Origin of the sequence: Ruegeria sp. THAF33, from assembly GCF_009363615.1 — a bacterium.
Lineage (GTDB): Bacteria > Pseudomonadota > Alphaproteobacteria > Rhodobacterales > Rhodobacteraceae > Ruegeria.
In genome coordinates this window covers 2003720-2019912 of record NZ_CP045384.1, presented here as the reverse complement: position 1 = coordinate 2019912, position 16193 = coordinate 2003720, and the positions used below count along the sequence as shown (strand labels likewise).

15 protein-coding genes are annotated in these 16193 nt (G+C 57.2%); 5 read left to right on the top strand and 10 right to left on the bottom strand.

The features are described 5' to 3' along the window. Window positions 1-273 precede the first annotated feature (273 nt). Window positions 274-714 carry a phosphate-starvation-inducible PsiE family protein gene (locus FIU92_RS10120; RefSeq protein WP_152458454.1) on the top strand — a complete coding sequence of 147 codons (441 nt, stop codon included), beginning with the start codon at window positions 274-276 and terminating at the stop codon, window positions 712-714. A gap of 151 nt (window positions 715-865) precedes the next feature. Here FIU92_RS10120 and FIU92_RS10115 read toward each other — a convergent pair whose 3' ends face one another. The 4 genes from FIU92_RS10115 to FIU92_RS10100 form a co-directional block, all read right to left on the bottom strand. Beyond that, complete coding sequence (locus FIU92_RS10115; RefSeq protein WP_152458453.1) at window positions 866-1120, bottom strand: hypothetical protein; 255 nt, start codon at window positions 1118-1120, stop codon at window positions 866-868. Window positions 1121-1226: 106 nt separating this feature from the next. After that, a complete protein-coding gene (locus tag FIU92_RS10110; protein ID WP_152458452.1) occupies window positions 1227-1832 on the bottom strand; it encodes a response regulator transcription factor in 606 nt (201 codons plus the stop codon). Next, a complete protein-coding gene (locus tag FIU92_RS10105) occupies window positions 1813-4110 on the bottom strand; it encodes an ATP-binding protein (RefSeq protein WP_152458451.1) in 2298 nt (765 codons plus the stop codon). The genes FIU92_RS10110 and FIU92_RS10105 overlap by 20 nt, the downstream gene beginning before the upstream one ends. Further along, window positions 4110-4685, bottom strand: a complete 576-nt coding sequence (locus FIU92_RS10100; protein ID WP_171327825.1) for a biliverdin-producing heme oxygenase — start codon at window positions 4683-4685, stop codon at window positions 4110-4112. Before FIU92_RS10100 ends, FIU92_RS10105 begins: the two co-directional genes overlap by 1 nt. Window positions 4686-4998: 313 nt before the next feature. On the opposite strand from FIU92_RS10100, the gene FIU92_RS10095 reads away from it, so the two are divergent. Further along, on the top strand, window positions 4999-6354 hold the full coding sequence (locus tag FIU92_RS10095; RefSeq protein ID WP_152458449.1) for a PAS domain-containing protein: 1356 nt from the start codon (window positions 4999-5001) through the stop codon (window positions 6352-6354). Here the strand turns inward: FIU92_RS10095 and bchO are convergent. The 4 genes from bchO to crtA are packed head-to-tail and all read right to left on the bottom strand — an operon-like array spanning window position 6333 to window position 10557. Beyond that, window positions 6333-7223 (bottom strand): alpha/beta fold hydrolase BchO, encoded by an 891-nt coding sequence (gene bchO, locus FIU92_RS10090; RefSeq protein ID WP_152458448.1) that lies wholly within the window; start codon window positions 7221-7223, stop codon window positions 6333-6335. The genes FIU92_RS10095 and bchO overlap by 22 nt on opposite strands. Before the next feature lie 3 nt (window positions 7224-7226). After that, window positions 7227-8861 (bottom strand): magnesium chelatase subunit D, encoded by a 1635-nt coding sequence (locus FIU92_RS10085; protein ID WP_152458447.1) that lies wholly within the window; start codon window positions 8859-8861, stop codon window positions 7227-7229. Further along, a complete protein-coding gene (bchI, locus tag FIU92_RS10080; protein ID WP_152458446.1) occupies window positions 8858-9865 on the bottom strand; it encodes a magnesium chelatase ATPase subunit I in 1008 nt (335 codons plus the stop codon). Before bchI ends, FIU92_RS10085 begins: the two co-directional genes overlap by 4 nt. Next, entirely contained in the window at window positions 9862-10557 is a 696-nt protein-coding gene (gene crtA / locus FIU92_RS10075) for a spheroidene monooxygenase (RefSeq protein ID WP_371419749.1), read from the bottom strand. Before crtA ends, bchI begins: the two co-directional genes overlap by 4 nt. A 126-nt stretch (window positions 10558-10683) precedes the next feature. On the opposite strand from crtA, the gene FIU92_RS10070 reads away from it, so the two are divergent. The 3 genes from FIU92_RS10070 to FIU92_RS10060 are packed head-to-tail and all read left to right on the top strand — an operon-like array spanning window position 10684 to window position 13756. Beyond that, a complete protein-coding gene (locus FIU92_RS10070; RefSeq protein ID WP_152458444.1) occupies window positions 10684-12234 on the top strand; it encodes a phytoene desaturase in 1551 nt (516 codons plus the stop codon). Further along, window positions 12231-13274, top strand: a complete 1044-nt coding sequence (gene crtB, locus FIU92_RS10065) for a 15-cis-phytoene synthase (RefSeq protein ID WP_152458443.1) — start codon at window positions 12231-12233, stop codon at window positions 13272-13274. Before FIU92_RS10070 ends, crtB begins: the two co-directional genes overlap by 4 nt. Next, complete coding sequence (locus FIU92_RS10060) at window positions 13274-13756, top strand: TspO/MBR family protein (RefSeq protein ID WP_152458442.1); 483 nt, start codon at window positions 13274-13276, stop codon at window positions 13754-13756. Before crtB ends, FIU92_RS10060 begins: the two co-directional genes overlap by 1 nt. Here the strand turns inward: FIU92_RS10060 and crtC are convergent. Both crtC and crtD read right to left on the bottom strand, forming a co-directional pair. Next, window positions 13753-14622, bottom strand: a complete 870-nt coding sequence (crtC, locus tag FIU92_RS10055; protein WP_305794669.1) for a carotenoid 1,2-hydratase — start codon at window positions 14620-14622, stop codon at window positions 13753-13755. The two genes, FIU92_RS10060 and crtC, sit on opposite strands and share 4 nt — an antisense overlap. Then, the gene (gene crtD / locus FIU92_RS10050) at window positions 14586-16166 is read right to left on the bottom strand and encodes a 1-hydroxycarotenoid 3,4-desaturase CrtD (RefSeq protein WP_152458441.1); all 1581 of its coding nucleotides are present in this window, start codon (window positions 16164-16166) and stop codon (window positions 14586-14588) included. The genes crtC and crtD overlap by 37 nt, the downstream gene beginning before the upstream one ends. Window positions 16167-16193 lie beyond the last annotated feature (27 nt).

The following is a 16193-nucleotide window of genomic DNA, read 5'->3' as shown; positions in this document are numbered from 1 at the left end:
TTGGCATCCCAAATTAGCAAGCGGCCCACAGCGACCATTTGCGTCAGCCGCAGCAAAGGTCTGGTTCGAGCGCATTGTGCCAATTGATACATTTTGTTGGAAGGTCGGCTTTTGAGTGCCCGTTCACAACAACCAGTGTGAAGGCCCAGCTCGCTGTTCGCATCTCTGTTTCAATAATCCCCGAAACGTCCAATCAGCGTTAATGTAAGATTCCACTTCCCGTTCACTGATCACTTTGGATGACTTTTAAGCATTCCGAGTTACTTCTTCGGTATGCGCAATATTGTTAACCAAGCGTATGGAATTTTTTCGTCAGCAGTGGCCGTTGTCCTGCTACTTGGCACCATGGTTGTTATCCTGCTTGCGACCGGCAGTTTCCTGAAGGAGATAGCAAATGTCGTCACCTCATCAGGTGCGGGGGTGTCATATGAGGAATTACAACAGCTTTTTGCACTACTTCTCGGGGCTATCATTGCGCTGGAGTTGGCGCATTCCGTGCATCTTATGGTAATGGGCAGCAAGGGCTATGAGCAGGTCAGAATCGTGTTGATGATCGGTATTTTAGCCGTAGTCAGAAAACTGATCGTCATGGAAATGGATCAGGTTTCGGGCATTCTGATTTTTGGCTTGGCCGCGGCTGTATTGGCATTGGGTGGTGCTTTTTCGTTACTGCTCTGGGTCGATCGGACAACAGCCTCGAGTGAGAAAACCTAAGTTGATCTGGTTCACAGCAACTTTCCGACATCTACAAAATGAGGTTCAACTCAGAATGAAATCCGGGAGTGGGCAAAAAGCACTGCAAAGGCGTCGTACTATCAACCACTGACAATAACTTGGGAACTGCTTCCAAGCATTGGAAGAAAGGTCATTTCTTTATCGAGTTTCTGATTGAGGCGACCAGATCGTGCAATTGAGAAATTTCGCTGAGCAAGCCAAGGCGAACGAGCTCGGACAGAGCTTCATTCGTTGATTTAATCCTGTTTGCTTTTCGCCATCCTTCGGCCGCGGCGGCGAGCTCAGCATCCAATTCAATCAGGTAAGTCGCAGCACCTGATGCTCCGTTGGGTGCAGGACCATGCTGCGTGCTGCCGTCAAAAGGCTGACTTGCGTCAGTTGGCACGTTCTTTCCCCTAAGTTGCGGTGAGTACTAGGGTAGGTAGGTTTCGGGTCGCCCGGTAGTTGTGGTGATCCACTACGTAGTAATACGTATAAGTGTAGCCGCGGCTCTATTCCGTCATCCTGATGAGGTCTGCGATTCCGCGTGCCTGCATTTTTTCACGGATGCGGGATCGGTGAACTTCAACCGTGCGACGGCTAAGCCCGAGTTCACCGGCAATCTCTTTGTTGAGCTTGCCTTCAAGAAGCAACTGCAAAACCTGATGTTCGCGATCCGTCAGTTTCGACAGGCGCTCTTCTACGATTTTCTTTGGCACAGTTGCAATCGGCTTGTTGGCCATACTGATTTCAGCCGACTTGATTGCCTCAAGAATTTGTTCAACGGGCGGTGGCTTTTCAATGAAGTCAACGGCGCCCAGCCGCATGGCCTGAACAGCGGCAGGTACGTCGCCATGCGCTGTGATTACGATGACTGGGCAGCGCGCACCTGTTTCGCTCAGATGCTTAAGTAGTTCCATCCCACTCATGCCCGGCAGTCGAAGATCCATAATGAGACAGGAATTTGCATGCCTGTCGAACTGATCAAGAAAAGCTTCAGCTGATGTCAAAGGCTCTGTTTGATATCCATAGGCTCCGAGGACAGCGCAGAGTGAGTTCAAGACTGCCGTATCGTCTTCTACAACGTAGATCAGCATGTCATTGAGCTTGGTAGACATTTGCTTCCTCATTCAGCGGTAGGCCGAAGACCATAGTCGCACCGGTGGGCGCGGGTTCAACCCAGATTTTTCCGCCATGTGCTTCAAGGATAGAACGGCACAAAGATAAGCCAATACCCATGCCCATTGTTGTCGTTGCGCGTAGTGGCTCGAAAAGAAAGTCCTGTATCTCATCAGGAATCCCGGGCCCGGAATCCCGAACCACGACCTGAACTTGGTTTCCCAGCCTCTTGCTTTCTATGGTCAGCCGGTGGTCTTCACGGTTTTCCATGGCCTGAAGACTGTTGCGCACCAGATTGAGGACCACTTGCGATAGTTGAACCGGGTCCCCGACGACCTTGGGCAACCCGTGATCAAGATGGGTGGTCACTTGCAGGTCAGGAAGCTCGCTTGCGACCAAAGCCAGATCCAGCCCCTGTTGTATCACTTTGTTGATGTCAATGAGGTCAGTGTTAAGATCACCGCTGGAAATGAAATTTCTGATGCGTTGAACCAATTCGCCTGCGCGTGCTGTCTCGTTGACGGCCATATCGATATGGTTTTGGGCGGGCTCTGGAATTTCGACGCCGGACCGAACCAACTCTTGACGGCACGCGTTTACATAGTTCGATACCGCCGTAAGGGGTTGATTGAGTTCATGTGCGATGGCCGAGGCCAATTCCCCCATCGAACTTGCCCGGGCGGCATCAAGCAGAGCATGACGCAGCTTGATTTTCTCAGCTTCTGCTTTCTTCTGCGCCTCTAACGCGGCCTGTTCATGTTCCAGACTGTTCAATGCAAAAAGCGCACGCCGTAGGATGCGCAAGGCGTCCCGGTCCATGGCGTCAAAAGGTTTGCTCTGTCCGCGTCGCTCCTCGCTCCAAAGCGCGAATGAGCCGCGTGGCGAAAGGCGGGTTGCACCTTTATCTGTTTGCGTTTCAATCTTCTCGGGTTTCCCGGCCCAGCTGATCGTCTGGACGTATTCCGAACGCAGGAGAACCAGATAGTCTTTCCCATCTTCCGAAAGTTCCAGAAACGCTGCGCCGGCTGCCTGTTCGATTTGCTCATCATTCAGTTGCGTCATTGAGGACAGATGCGAGGACGTTGCGACACCGTCATTGGAATGTGCGCGTAAAGGCTGAAATTCGATTGGATGCGATGGTACCGAACCGACTGTGGTGACTGTGCGACCCAGAACCAGAACCAAGCCTTGGGCGTCTATCATCTCCATCAAGGCTTCGGCGTGATCTCTGACCAGATTACTCAAAGCAGCTCCGCTTCGCGCGCGCTGTTCGATTTGGAATGCGGTCTTTTCCGCGGTAATGCATTTTTTCAGTTGGTTTGTGTTTTCGATGCTTTGAAGCAGGGCAGAGGTCGTGCTGGCCAGAAGCTCTGCAAATCGCAGCCTGCTGGAGGACACGAGGCGTTTGCCGTAATGATGGCAGGCGACCAGCCCCCAAAGTTCATTGTTTGTCACCAGCGAGATCGAAAGGCTGGCACCAACACCCATATTGTTCAAGTACTCGACATGAACCTGAGCCACCGCGCGCAGTTTCGAGTACGTCAAATCAAGTGGACGAGAGGACGTTTCGCTGGCCACCTCGCCTGACCGGGAGACGATCGGGATGCGTGTCCCGTTTATGTCGGGGATGGTGCGGATGACATTCAACGTAAAATGGCGGCGCGCTGGATCGGGTATGTCAGACGCAGGGTAGTGCAGACCCAGAAAGCTGTCCGGTCGGTTTGTGCTTTCGGCGATGACTTCACCGTGTTTGTCTTCGGCGAATTTGTAGATCATGACGCGGTCAAAACCGGTCACGTCCCGGATCATCTTGGCACTGGCTTCGGCAATCTCGACCAGAACGCCGGGTTTGACGAGTTCGGAAATGATGCCCTGCCGCAGAATTTCGTCTTCCCAAACGGCAGTGGGGCTTGGTTCGGGTTCGACGAACTCCAGAATTACGTGGCCGCGATATCTGTGCGGAAAGCACTCGACGCGAAGCGTATCGCCCGTTTGGCTTACGATGCTGAAGAACCAGGGCTTGAGGAGTTCCGGATTGGACGGCTCCAATGGCAATTCAAGCAATCGCCGTGTGTTTTCGTCGCCGATCAGCTCGGAGATATGCCTGCCCAGAATGGCTTCAGCGGAAACACCGACGAACGCGTTCGTGTTCTGGCTGGCATACTCGATCACGAGGGTTTCTTCCGATAGGGCAACGAGCGCGCCATGAGGCTGAACAGCCCCGATCAGATGGATCGGTTCGCGGTCGCACGTGCTGAGATCGACACCATTAGACATCAAACCGCTCCCTGTTTGGGTCTCGGATCCAGTGGCGCAAGCCAGTCGTCCAGCAAACGAAACGTGTCCTTTGCGCCAGAAACAACATCATCAAGCGAACTGGCGGAAGACTGCAGGTGGTCCAGATATTGCAGGGTCATGCGCCACCGGTTTCGGCCTTCTACGCGGCACCAGTCCCAATATCTTCTGCCAAGTATATTTTCTGTGCTCAGCAGTTTTTCCGCGGCCTTGTTGATGAGAGCCCCGCCCATTGTTGCACCCTCAACGACGTAGAGCACACCACCGACCGTTTTCGGTGTCACAACCTGGGCAATTTCTCTGCAGGTCGGGCCGGTCGAAACGTTGTCGTGATCACCTTCCAGATCGCGGATATCCTGCGCGATCAGGCGCGATCTCTTCTCGTACCAGAACGTTGGTGCCGAAACGTCATCAACAGTAAGCGCCTTCAAGACTGCGTCATCCAATGGCGCATAAAACCCATACAAGCGTTGAATTAACGCCCGATATTCAGACCGTTGTAGCGTACCGTCGAGCAGCGCTGCGAAACTGAATTGCGCGTGCAGTTTGTTGTGCAAGACGTCCGTTTCGTTCCGCAATACCGCCCGCAAGGACTGGCCGTCCATTTTTGACAGAGCTTTCAAAAGTTTTCCTCCGATCTGCGCAATTGGCAAGTCTACGGACCAAGGCGATGAACGAGACCTCCACAAGCTCGGCAGGATCATTTCGAAACGACCGTGCGCTCATAACTTAGGTCTATCGTGAAAAAAATCTGGTGCAAAATCAATGAGACACTGGGTGAGCGATTTGAAAATCTGGTAGTTCTGCGGTATGGCTTTTCTACACTGGAAAAGGTGAGACGGCGTTGTGAGTAGTCAAGACACGGGTTTGTTGACCCAATTTTCCGAACTTGATGCTGGGACACTGAAGTCTTTGCTGACGCACGCGGCGGATGTCCTTCTTTTCGTTAGCGAGGATGGCCTGATCAACGATATCATCGGTGACTCAAAGTTGCTCGACAGCATTGGGGCCTCCAGTTGGGGAGGACAATTCATCAGTGATGCACTGCCCGGCGACGCTTGTGCCCAGTTCCGGGAGTTCCTGTCAGACGCTGCAAATGACCAACTTCGGCGGGAATGTGTGGTTCAGCACGAGACGGGCGACGACCGTACGAAAACGATCGCCTACTCGATCGCGCCTATGGTTGAGGCGCACCCTGGTATCGTACTGGGTAGGGACATCAGCGCGTTTTCGGAATTGCAAAACCGTGTCGTCGAATTGCATCGGATGATGGGAGAAAAGCTCGATGCTCAGAAACGGGTCGAGGCTGAATACAGAACCCTGTTCAGCATTGGGTCAGAGCCGTTTTTGATTGTGAACGTGGCCTCCGGGCAGATTATTGACGCCAATCCGGCGGTTGCCAAAACTCTGGGGGAGGAACTGGAATCGCTATCGAAACGGCCAGTTGTTTCCCTGTTTCGAAAATCGGATCACAAAGAGCTGAAAGCGCTCCTTGATGCCGTCGCGCGTACGCAGGCTCCGGCATCGATGCAAGCGCGCTTTTCAAACGGGCAGCCGCTTATTGTGGACGTTTCGCCGAGTTTCGGCGGTAGCGAAACGGCCGTTGTGCGGTTGCGCCCGGCAGGGACGGCGGGTAGGCAGAAGGTGACCGAAGACGTTCTCGTCGAATGGGTTCGGGCGGCAGTTGAAGCCATTGTCGTCACTGACGACGCGGGTAAAGTCATTTGGCACAACACGGCGTTTGAGGAACTGGTCCATCTCGCCCCTTCGATTTCCGAGCGGGGTCTGGGTGAGTTCTTTGATCCTGCGGACTTGGATTTCGCTTCCGTTCTGAACATTCTAAAGGACAACCCTCGCATTCGGTCCCTACCTGCCAGCGTTAGACGGCCCAACGGTCAAACCCTTGAAGTCGAGCTTTCCGGGACCGTAATCCCTGACTCTGATCCTCGCAGGATCGGGTTCGTATTTCGGAACCTTTCAACCCGGTTGACCGACGATAGCGCAAATTCCGTCGCTGACGCGTCGATTGAGGCGATGCTCAGTCGGATCGGAAAGGCTCCGCTGCGCGAATTGGTTCAGGAAGAAACGTCGGGTCTGGAGAAAAACCTGATACTTGCTGCGCTGAAACTGACTGGCAATAACCGAGCCGCGACGGCCAAGGTGTTGGGCCTCAGCAGGCAAGGTCTCTACAGCAAGTTGGACCGTTACGGTCTTGGGTCCGATTGACGGGAGTCTTGAATCGCTGAGCGGACAAGCGAAACGAACAGCGCTGGCGCTTCTTCATGCGCGAGATGCCCAAGATTGGGCAGTTCGGTCAGCGTCGAGTTTGGTAGCGATTTTTGCACCTCAGCAGTACGGTCCGGCGGCACCGCCTGATCGTTCAGTCCAACTACGATTTCCATTGGGGTCTGCGATTGGGACAGGGTTGTTCTGAAACCCCTCAACGACCATTGCGCCATCATGAACAAAGCCCCCTGAACATGTTTGCGGTCCTTCAACAGTCTTGCATACAGCGACAGTTGCTCGGCAGGGATCGTTGACCCAGTTGAAGCGATCAATCGTTTTGCTCGAGACATGGCGTCGGGACCAAGTGTAAAGAGCCACGGTGTCAGAGGGTTCACCGCCAAAGACTTGGCTATGAGCGGGAAGAGCACTCCCGCTAAACCGTCAAAGTCGGTGAAGGCCGGGTTTATCGCCAAAACGGATTGAGGCTGAGTGTCTGGCGTCAGGTGATGTTCACAGAGTTGCAGAGCGATTGCAGCCCCGGCGGAATGGGCAATTATTTTCTGTGGCCGCCACCCTTCCTGTTTGCAAAGGGCGGCGACATCTTCGGTCATCGGGTTCAGCCCGCTGCGGTTTGAAGCGCCCAAGGTCGTGAAACCATGTCCGGGCAGATCGATTGCAACCACATGATGGTCCCGCGAAAGCTCTGTCATCATTGCGTTCCAGCTATGCGTTGAAGCGCCAGCACCATGTAGGAAGAGCAGCGTTGGTCCTTTGCCATGTTCTTGTACATGCCAGCGATGTGGTGCGCAGACTACGCGTCGAGACCATGCATTGTGCGGCCAGGTTGGTAAGTCGCGCTGCCAGTCCATCGCTCAGGTGTGGACGGCGGTTTCAATCGCCTGCGTCAGCCCCACCGTGGTTGCGCGGGGCAGGGCGACATGGTCGGCGCCCATTCGATGTGCCAGACTTTGAAGCGCCTTCTGGGGGCGGATGGCGGTATCCAGAACAACGCTGCGGATTTTTGAGGCGCGCAGCCAATCAGCGGTGTGTTCTGCATCTTCGGTGGCCTTTTGTCGGTTTCTCTGGCCATCCAGCGCCACGTTCGCACGGCCATCTGTTAGCAGGATCACGGTTGGGGTCATGCCCCGCTTATGGGCGCTGCCCGCCATGATGCCTGCGCATTGCAGCCCGTCGGCCAATGGCGTCGCGCCACCTCCTGGCAGGGCGGCCAGTCGTCTCTTTGCCAATACCAAAGACCGGTTCGGGGGCAGAAGGACATCAGCCGAGTCATTGCGGAACCCAATCAGGGCCACGTGATCTCGATGGGAATAGGCGCGGGCCAGCAGGTGCTCGACCGCGCCCTTGGCTTCGTTCAAGCGGGCACGTGCAGCAGATCCTGAGGCATCGACAAGGAAGATCAGCAACCGTTCGGTCTGGGTCTCAAACCGTTTCAGGCAGATATCGCTGGGCAGCACGCTGACATGGCCCTCGGCGGCACGTCGCAGTTTCTGCCAGGGCGCGGCCATGCGCAGCGTGGCGATCAGATCAACCCGGCTGCGCCCGTCCGGTCTGCGGCGGCGCGATGCGATTGGCCGTCCGCGTTGTTTGGCTATCCGCGCGTCCCCGGCGCCAGTTCCTGTGGCTCCGGCGCGGCGTGGGGATGCGTGTGGCAGAATCCCTTCGGGTAAGACCATCCGCACGGCTTCAACCAGCACGTCTTGATCGGGGTTACTATCTAATGCCGAGGAGGGCACTGGCTGTTCGGGGGTGGGCGCTTCGGCCTCGGGTTCCGGGGCGGGCAGGCAGGTCGCACGATGCGCCAGAACCAACGTGGCCGCGATTTCGAGGTCTTCGGTTTCCACAAGCATTCGCCCACTCAGCGCTGCATTACATCGAGCGGCTTTCAATGCAAAAGATGGCGCGCGCAGGCTGGGGATGCCCAGCCGTGCAGAAAGATGCACAAGGGTGGAAATATCCGTTGCCTTTGTCTGAACGGCTGGTAGCAAAGCACGCGCGTAATTCAGATCTTCGGTGTCTATGGCAGGTGGATCGCACGCGCGCAGATCAGTCAGATCAATGCGCAAGGCAAGGCGGTCGGCCAAGGCTGGGGCCAGAGTTTCCTCAGGCTCGGCGCCTTCATCGAAGGCAATCAGGCAGGAATGACCTTCATCCAAACTGCGCGTGAGTTTGGCGGCCAGTTGAGAATGACAGCGTTCCGCCATGCACAAGTGATAAGCCGCGGGTCGGTGCAAAAGACCTTGGCGATAGATTTGCTGTCCTTTTGCAAGGGTTGCCGCAAAATCCATCGAGGCAAATAGTTCGGCATCCGTCAGAGAAGGATGTAGCCGCTGGTGTGGTAAGCCCAGATCAGGCAGTGTCGCCACACAAACATCGCGGGCGGGTCCAGCGCGGGCACGCAAAACAATGCCGCCCAATCCAACCGGGTCGACGGCGAACAGGCGCAGGCTGCGCCGCACATGCGCCCAAGGATAGGGCGAGGGTTTCATCCCAAAACCTCATCCAAGGCACGGCGGACACGAGCGACCGAACCGGCCTCGTCCATCGGGTCGCGGCGCAGGCGGTGGGCCAGCGCGATTGGCGCAATACGACGGATGTGCCGACGCGTGACCGAGGCCGCGCCTTCGTAAGCCGCCAATGCACGGCAGGCGCGAACAAGGGTCAGTTCTCCACGCAACCCGTCCGAGCCGAGCGCAATGCACAGTTCCGCGCAGTCGCGTAGTTCGCGCTTGCGGATTTTGATGTCTGGCTGGGTTTCGCGCGCGGTCAGGATGGCTTTGCGCACACGGGTATCCTCGCGGTGCCACTTCTTCAGAAACTTGTCGGGCTGCAACTCAAACGCATCCCGGCGTTGTACCACTTCGACCCTTTGTTCGATATCATCAGGTGACCGTACTTCGACCGACAGGCCAAACCGGTCCAGCAATTGCGGACGCAGCTCGCCTTCTTCGGGGTTGCCCGACCCCACCAAAACGAACCGAGCCGGATGGCGGATCGATAGCCCCTCGCGCTCGACCACATTCTCTCCGGTCTGGGCCACATCCAGAAGCAGATCGACAAGGTGATCTTCCAACAAGTTGACCTCATCAATGTACAGATACCCGCGGTTCGCTTGCGCCAGTAGGCCCGGTTGAAAGGCTTTCTCGCCATTCACCAAAGCGCGCTCGATGTCCAAAGCGCCCGTCACCCGATCTTCGGTCGCGCCCAAAGGCAGATCGATGACGGGGGTGGGATAGTCCAGCAACTGCGCGTCCTCAGCCACCTCGACCCAATCCGGGCAAGCGGACCGTGTTGCGGATTGCACCGGGCAGCCCTCAACCGCCGAGATCGGTGGCAGCAAAGCGGCCAACGCGCGGACGGCAGTAGATTTGCCGGTGCCCCTGTCGCCAAAAACAAGGACCCCGCCCAGTTTCGGATCAATCGCCGTCAGGATCATGGCAAGCTTCATCTGATCCTGACCAACAATTGCGGAGAATGGAAACGCGTGCGTCATGTGTTGTCCTGACCCTCCTTCAAGACCACTGGGTGCTTCCCTTCCCAGTGGCCGGCTTCGTTTATGACGTCGAACCTTGCGTAAAGCTCTTCGCGGAACCAATTGCCTTCGCGCACCGCTTTGACGGCCTCGGAGTGTGGGCCGGGGTGACGGGCGAAAGCGGCCATCGATCCGGTATCTGGCCAGATCGAGAACGTGATTTGATGGAGGAACGGTACCTCTCCCAACCCAACTTTCATCAGCACATCCGAGTTCGCGCCGATCATCTGGCTGATATCTGGCACCCTGCGCCAGAACCGCATCAGAATCTTCGGCTTCAGCGTCGCGCGCGTGAGTGCTGCGGTGAGCGACCCGGTGGGCGTCGGGCTGTCGACATGGAACGGGTTCTGCCCCGACCAAGCGCCGCGGGATGAGATCGGGCGCAGGAACACGGTCCAATGTTCGCAAGCATGGTTTCGATACCATCTGAACGGGCTGGCGGATTTCAGGAGGCTCTGCGCCGTTTTCTCATCTGACCAGACACATAAGACAGCCCAAACGGCGGTATTGGGGCGCGGCGTAAACCCTTCGCCGGTGCCAGAGCCGCAGAGTTTCCAGAATTCCAGTCCGTTGAGTCGCGACAACGGCCAGCGTGCCAAGCCCATCATAGCAAAGGCACCGAGACGGCTGAAAACGCCGTCGAAACGAAACAGGCTCAGGGTTGCGACTTGAATGATCGAACCTCCATGGTGTCAATTTAGATTGACATATTAACGTCAAAACCGGAAGACTTTTGATGGAGTGTGTCAATTTAAGTGAACAGATTGGACTGCTAACGCATGACTCGCCTTGACGCGCAACTGACCCAAGACGCGATCCCTGTTGGGGATGATCGGTCTCATGCCGTGGTGATCGGTGCGGGATTGGGGGGATTGGCGGCTGCGATGCGGCTGGGGGCGAAAGGCTACCGTGTCAGCGTTCTGGACCGGCTGGATATGCCCGGTGGACGCGGCTCTGCTATCTGGCGCGAGGGACATCGGTTTGATCTGGGTCCTACGATTGTAACTGTGCCCGAGGTATTTCGCGACCTTTGGGCCGATTGCGCGCGCGACTTTGACGAGGACGTGAACTTGGTCGCGCTGGACCCGTTCTACGAAATCCGCTGGCCGGATGGCTCGAAGTTTGCAGCGCGGCAGGGCGCTGATGAAATGGAGGCCGAAGTCGCACGCCTGTCGCCTGGCGATGTGAAGGGCTTGCGCAAGTTCCTAAAGGACAGCGAAGCGCGCTATCTCTTTGGCTTCGAAGATCTCGGACGTCGTCCGATGAACCGTCTTTGGGACCTGATCAAGGTCCTGCCGACCTTCGCCCGGATGCGCGCGGATCGCTCGGTCTATGCCCACGCAGCGCGGCGGTTCAAGGACCCGCGCCTGAGGATGGCGTTCAGCTTTCATCCTCTGTTCATTGGCGGAGACCCGACGCAGGTGACCTCGATGTATATTCTGGTCAGCCATTTGGAAAAGGCGTTTGGCGTGCATTACGCCATTGGCGGTGTCGCGGCTATTGCCGAAGCCATGCGCAGTGTCGTTCGCGATCAGGGCGGGCTTGTGCGCCAGAATGCTGAGGTGGATGAGATTCTGATCTCTGGTGGCGCGGCGCAAGGTGTGAAGCTAACCTCTGGAGAGGTGATCAACGCAGACATCGTCGTCTCCAACGCCGACCCGGGCCATACCTACACCAAGCTTCTGCGTAAAACCGGGCGCAAACGCTGGACCGATGCCCGGCTAAAGCGCACCCGTTGGTCCATGGGTCTGTTCGTTTGGTATTTTGGAACCAAACGCACCCGCAATCTGTGGCCCGATGTTGGGCACCACACGATCATGAACGGGCCGCGCTATCGCGGGCTGATAAACGATATCTTCCAAAAGGGCTATCTGGCTGAGGATATGAGCCTTTATATCCATCGCCCGTCGCTGACCGATCCGACCGCAGCGCCGGAGGGGGATGACACCTTTTATGCCCTCAGCCCCGTGCCGCATCTGGGGCATGACAGTTCTGTTGATTGGGTCACGCATGCCGAGACCTACCGCCTGCGCGTGCAAGCGGTGCTGGAGGATCAGCTTTTACCGGGGTTGGGCCAGCACCTGACAGCGTCCGAGGTATTCACGCCGGACACGTTCCGCGACCGCTACTTGTCACCTTTGGGCTGCGGGTTTTCAATTGAGCCCCGCATCCTTCAAAGCGCATGGTTTCGGCCGCACAACATCAGCGAAGAAGCAAAAGGGCTGTATCTGGTTGGTGCAGGTACACATCCAGGCGCGGGCTTGCCGGGCGTGGTCAGCAGTGCCGAGGTGTTGGCGAAACTCGTCCCTGATCCGGTGAGAGTACGATGATCGACCCGCAGGATATGCAGTTTTGCCGGGATGCGATCCGGCACGGGTCCTTGTCTTTCCATGCGGCCTCCAAGCTGCTGCCACAGTCAGTGCGCGATCCGGCGCTGGCGCTCTATGCTTTCTGTAGGCTGGCGGATGACGAGGTTGATCTGAAAACCGAAAAGGCCGCCGCCGTTCTGATGCTGAAAGAACGATTGGAGCTGGTCTATGCCGGGCGCCCGCGTAACGCGGCACCAGACCGGGCGTTTGCGGCGCTGGTGCAGGGGTATGAGATGCCCCGCGCCTTGCCCGAAGCCTTGCTGGAAGGCCTCGCTTGGGACGCGATGGAGCGGCGTTACGATGATATCTCAGATCTGATCGCGTATTCCGCACGGGTCGCGAGCGCCGTGGGTGTGATGATGTCTGTGCTTATGGGCGAGCGCAACGCCGACGCCCTGGCGCGGGCCTGTGATCTCGGTGTCGCCATGCAATTAACCAACATCGCCCGCGATGTTGGTGAGGATGCGCGTGAAAACCGTCTTTACCTGCCGTTGAATTGGCTTAAGCACGAAGGCGTCGACGCGGATGCTTTCATGGCAGATCCACGCGCCGAGCCGGGCATACGCATCTGTGTCTCTCGGTTATTGAAACACGCGCAAGATTTGTATGTGCGGTCAGAGACGGGAATTGCGGAACTGCCATTGCAATGTCGCCCGGGAATTTATGCCGCGCGTTTTGTTTATGCCGGTATCGGCGGGCAAATTCGCAAGTCCGGTTTTGACAGCGTGTCGCAGCGTGCACGGACGGGGCAGGGGCAAAAACTCGGCTGGCTGATGTGGTCCCTGTGCCGCACTGCGTTGAGCGCGGTTGCGCCTCGGTCACCTCGCCTATACGCTCGGCCCTTGCCTGAAACCGCTTTTCTGGTGGACGCTGCGGCGCATAACCGTCCCGCTCAAACGGATTGGAGCGATACGTTGTACACAGCCTTTGCGCAGTTGCAGACGTCGGAAAACGCCCGGCGACAGCACACAATGGCCTCAGTACGGACGCATGCAAGATAATGTTTATTCTGTATTTTCTGATCTTCTTTGCGGCTTGTGCTGCAGCCGGTGCGACTGGCGGTATGTTTCCGCCGGGCCAGTGGTATCGTGACCTGCGAAAGCCATCGTGGACACCGCCGAACTGGTTATTCCCGGTGGCCTGGACGACACTTTACGTTTGTATGAGCTGGGCAGGGGCCCGTGCTGCGGTGGCTGGTGATGCAAGCCTCGCGCTGGCACTTTGGGGGTTGCAGATCGCGATCAACACGCTTTGGACGCCGGTCTTCTTTGGCTTGCGGCGTTTGCGGGCTGGAATGGTGGTGCTGTCCGCGCTTTGGGTTGCGGTGGCGGCGACCATGCTTGCGCTTTGGTCCGTCGATACTTGGGCAGGTGTACTCTTCGTTCCCTATCTGGCTTGGGTCAGTGTCGCGGCAGCGTTGAATTGGTCGGTGCTCCAACTAAACCCCGAAGTTGCCAATAGCCCGCCTCCGATCGAAACCTAAAAGGTCCAGCTTGCGCGGCGTGGGACTCGCAAGGCCAACATTGGTTTCAACAACGGAGACCGAAATCTGCGTAAGTCCAGCGCTTCATACACGCCGGTTGTTTCCACTCCGCCCAGTTGAGTTCTGACCATAGCACGCGAGTAGAATGGTGCATCCAGCATGTTCATCACCTGTTGTGGGCGATATCCTTTGTCTGCCCGCGTTTCTCGTCGGACGGCCCAAAGGCTGCGGTTCAACTGCGCCTTGGGTGGCAACGGAGCCTTTTTAGCGGAGCCATCGGAATGGAAAGTAATGGCCTGGCTCAAGGTTGAGCCATCCAGCCGTTGGGCATCATAAAAACAGGTGCTTCCGTCGGCTGCCGGGAAGCGGCCCCATGTCCAGTACGCGAAATCATCCTCCAGCGCGCGGGTACCGAAATTTGCGTCGAAATACCCATGCCCAGTCCACTGCCAGCCTGTGGCTGTCAGATCGACATCGATCCGTGCGGTTGGGGCAAACGGTCGCCAGATATGGGTATTATCAGGGGTCAGCGGCAGTTCCACATCGGTCAGGGCTGTCGGTTCCAGAACCACCTGTCCCCGAACAGGCGAGATTATTGGTGGAGCCCCCATCTCATTGATGTCGATGATCAGCTTGTCACCGTCCCACCTGAGCGAAGAGGGGCCAACGGTCATGCTGTCGCGCGTCAATCGCAAGGCCGACCTGCCGCGGTCCGTCATGGTAAACCGCCCGCCCGGCCCGTAAGTGGCCACGTTGATACAGACATGGTTTTCCGGGTCTTTGCGACCCGACCAACGGTACCACGGCGAAAAAACCGAACCGATGAATGCTATGATCGAGATTGCCCGGCTCTGATCGTCGCTGATCCCGTCGACATACCACCAGGCGTAGCCGTTGGACGGGACATTGAGGGCGAAGTTTGGTCTTGCATGATCGTCTCGACCGCGTGCCGGGCGGAGAGCGCAGCCATCGGCAGACCGGCACCCGGATGTGTGCCGCCGCCCACCAGATACAGGCCCTTGATCGATGTCCGCGCCCGCGGGCGCTTTAGCGCTGCCGTCAGCCCATGCGGGCTCTGACCGTAGAGTGATCCGCTGCTCTCGGGGAACAGAGCCTCGAAATCCGCCGGTCGAGTCAGGTTGGCTTGCCCCGGTAGCGGATCGAAGGTCAGGCCGAAGCGGCGAAGCACGTCGAAAGTACGCGTTTGGCATATCTGGAACTCCATATCGGGTGCAGGGCCGGTGCCAAGGGGCGGGGCGTTCAGAATGATCTCGAACCGTTCGCGCACCCCGGGGGACTTTTGCATGACCGGTCCGCGGTCTTGCGCGCAAACATAAATCGACTGCTGGCGGGGAAAGAGACCGGCTTGCAATTCTTCAAACTCCGGACTGCTCGGATCGGTGAAGAAAACGTTGTGATGCTCCAGATCCAGACCACGCGGGACTGCATCGAAACTCCACACCACCGCTGACAGGCTGCGCGGGGTGTTCAGTGTCTGCTGAGCGACACCAGTCACATCCGGCCCCAGCGCCCCTTTAGCCAGCGCGCGGGGATCCCCGTTGAAGATCACGAGATCTGTCTCGATTGTAGCCCCGCCGTTGTATTCGACACCTTTAACGTGGCCGTCTTCGCAAGACACCGAAGTCACCTCGGTGTCATACTGAAAACGTGTACCGTGCCTCTTGCACAACGCCTCCAGCGCCTTTGGCAGGGACTGCATACCGCTCTTAACCGACCAAACGCCTGCTGCTTCGGCTTGCCAAATAAGGCTTAGCAATGCCGGAGACTGGTGCGGCAGACCACCAACATAGGTTGCATACCGGTTGAACAATTGAGCAAGACGCGGGTCACTGAACCTGTGCGCCAGCTTCCCGCGAAGGCTTTGTGTTGGTGCCATTGCCGCAAGCAAAGCGGGGTGTCGAATAAACGTAGCCGCAAGTTCTACGGGCGAGGGCTGCGGTTTCTCCATCATGGCCGGGTTCAGGGCAACGAATAGGGCTTTGGTTTCAGCGTTAAAGTGCATGAATTCCGCCTCTGCCCTGGGTCCGGCAAATTCTTCAATCGCTTTGCGGTTCGCATCCAGTCGGTCGTGCAGATCAAGCTGGGTTCCATCGGGCCAGAAATGCCGAGCGATAGTTGGCAGCTTTTCCAACCCCAGATGATCATCCAGCCGCTCACCCAAACTTTCGAAAACGTCGTCGAATATATGCCTGAGGGTCAAAACAGTCGGGCCCGCATCAACAGCGCCACTTTCAGAGGGAAGAGTCCTGACCTTTCCGCCCGGATCGGCCTGTCGTTCGAGAACAGTCACACTGAACCCGGACGCACACATCCGCGCGGCGCTGCACAGGCCGCCAATGCCCGCGCCGATGACCACCGCGTGGCGCATATGCGTTTGTTTCGCGCTCATAAGGAATTGTTGACTCCGAACGGATAA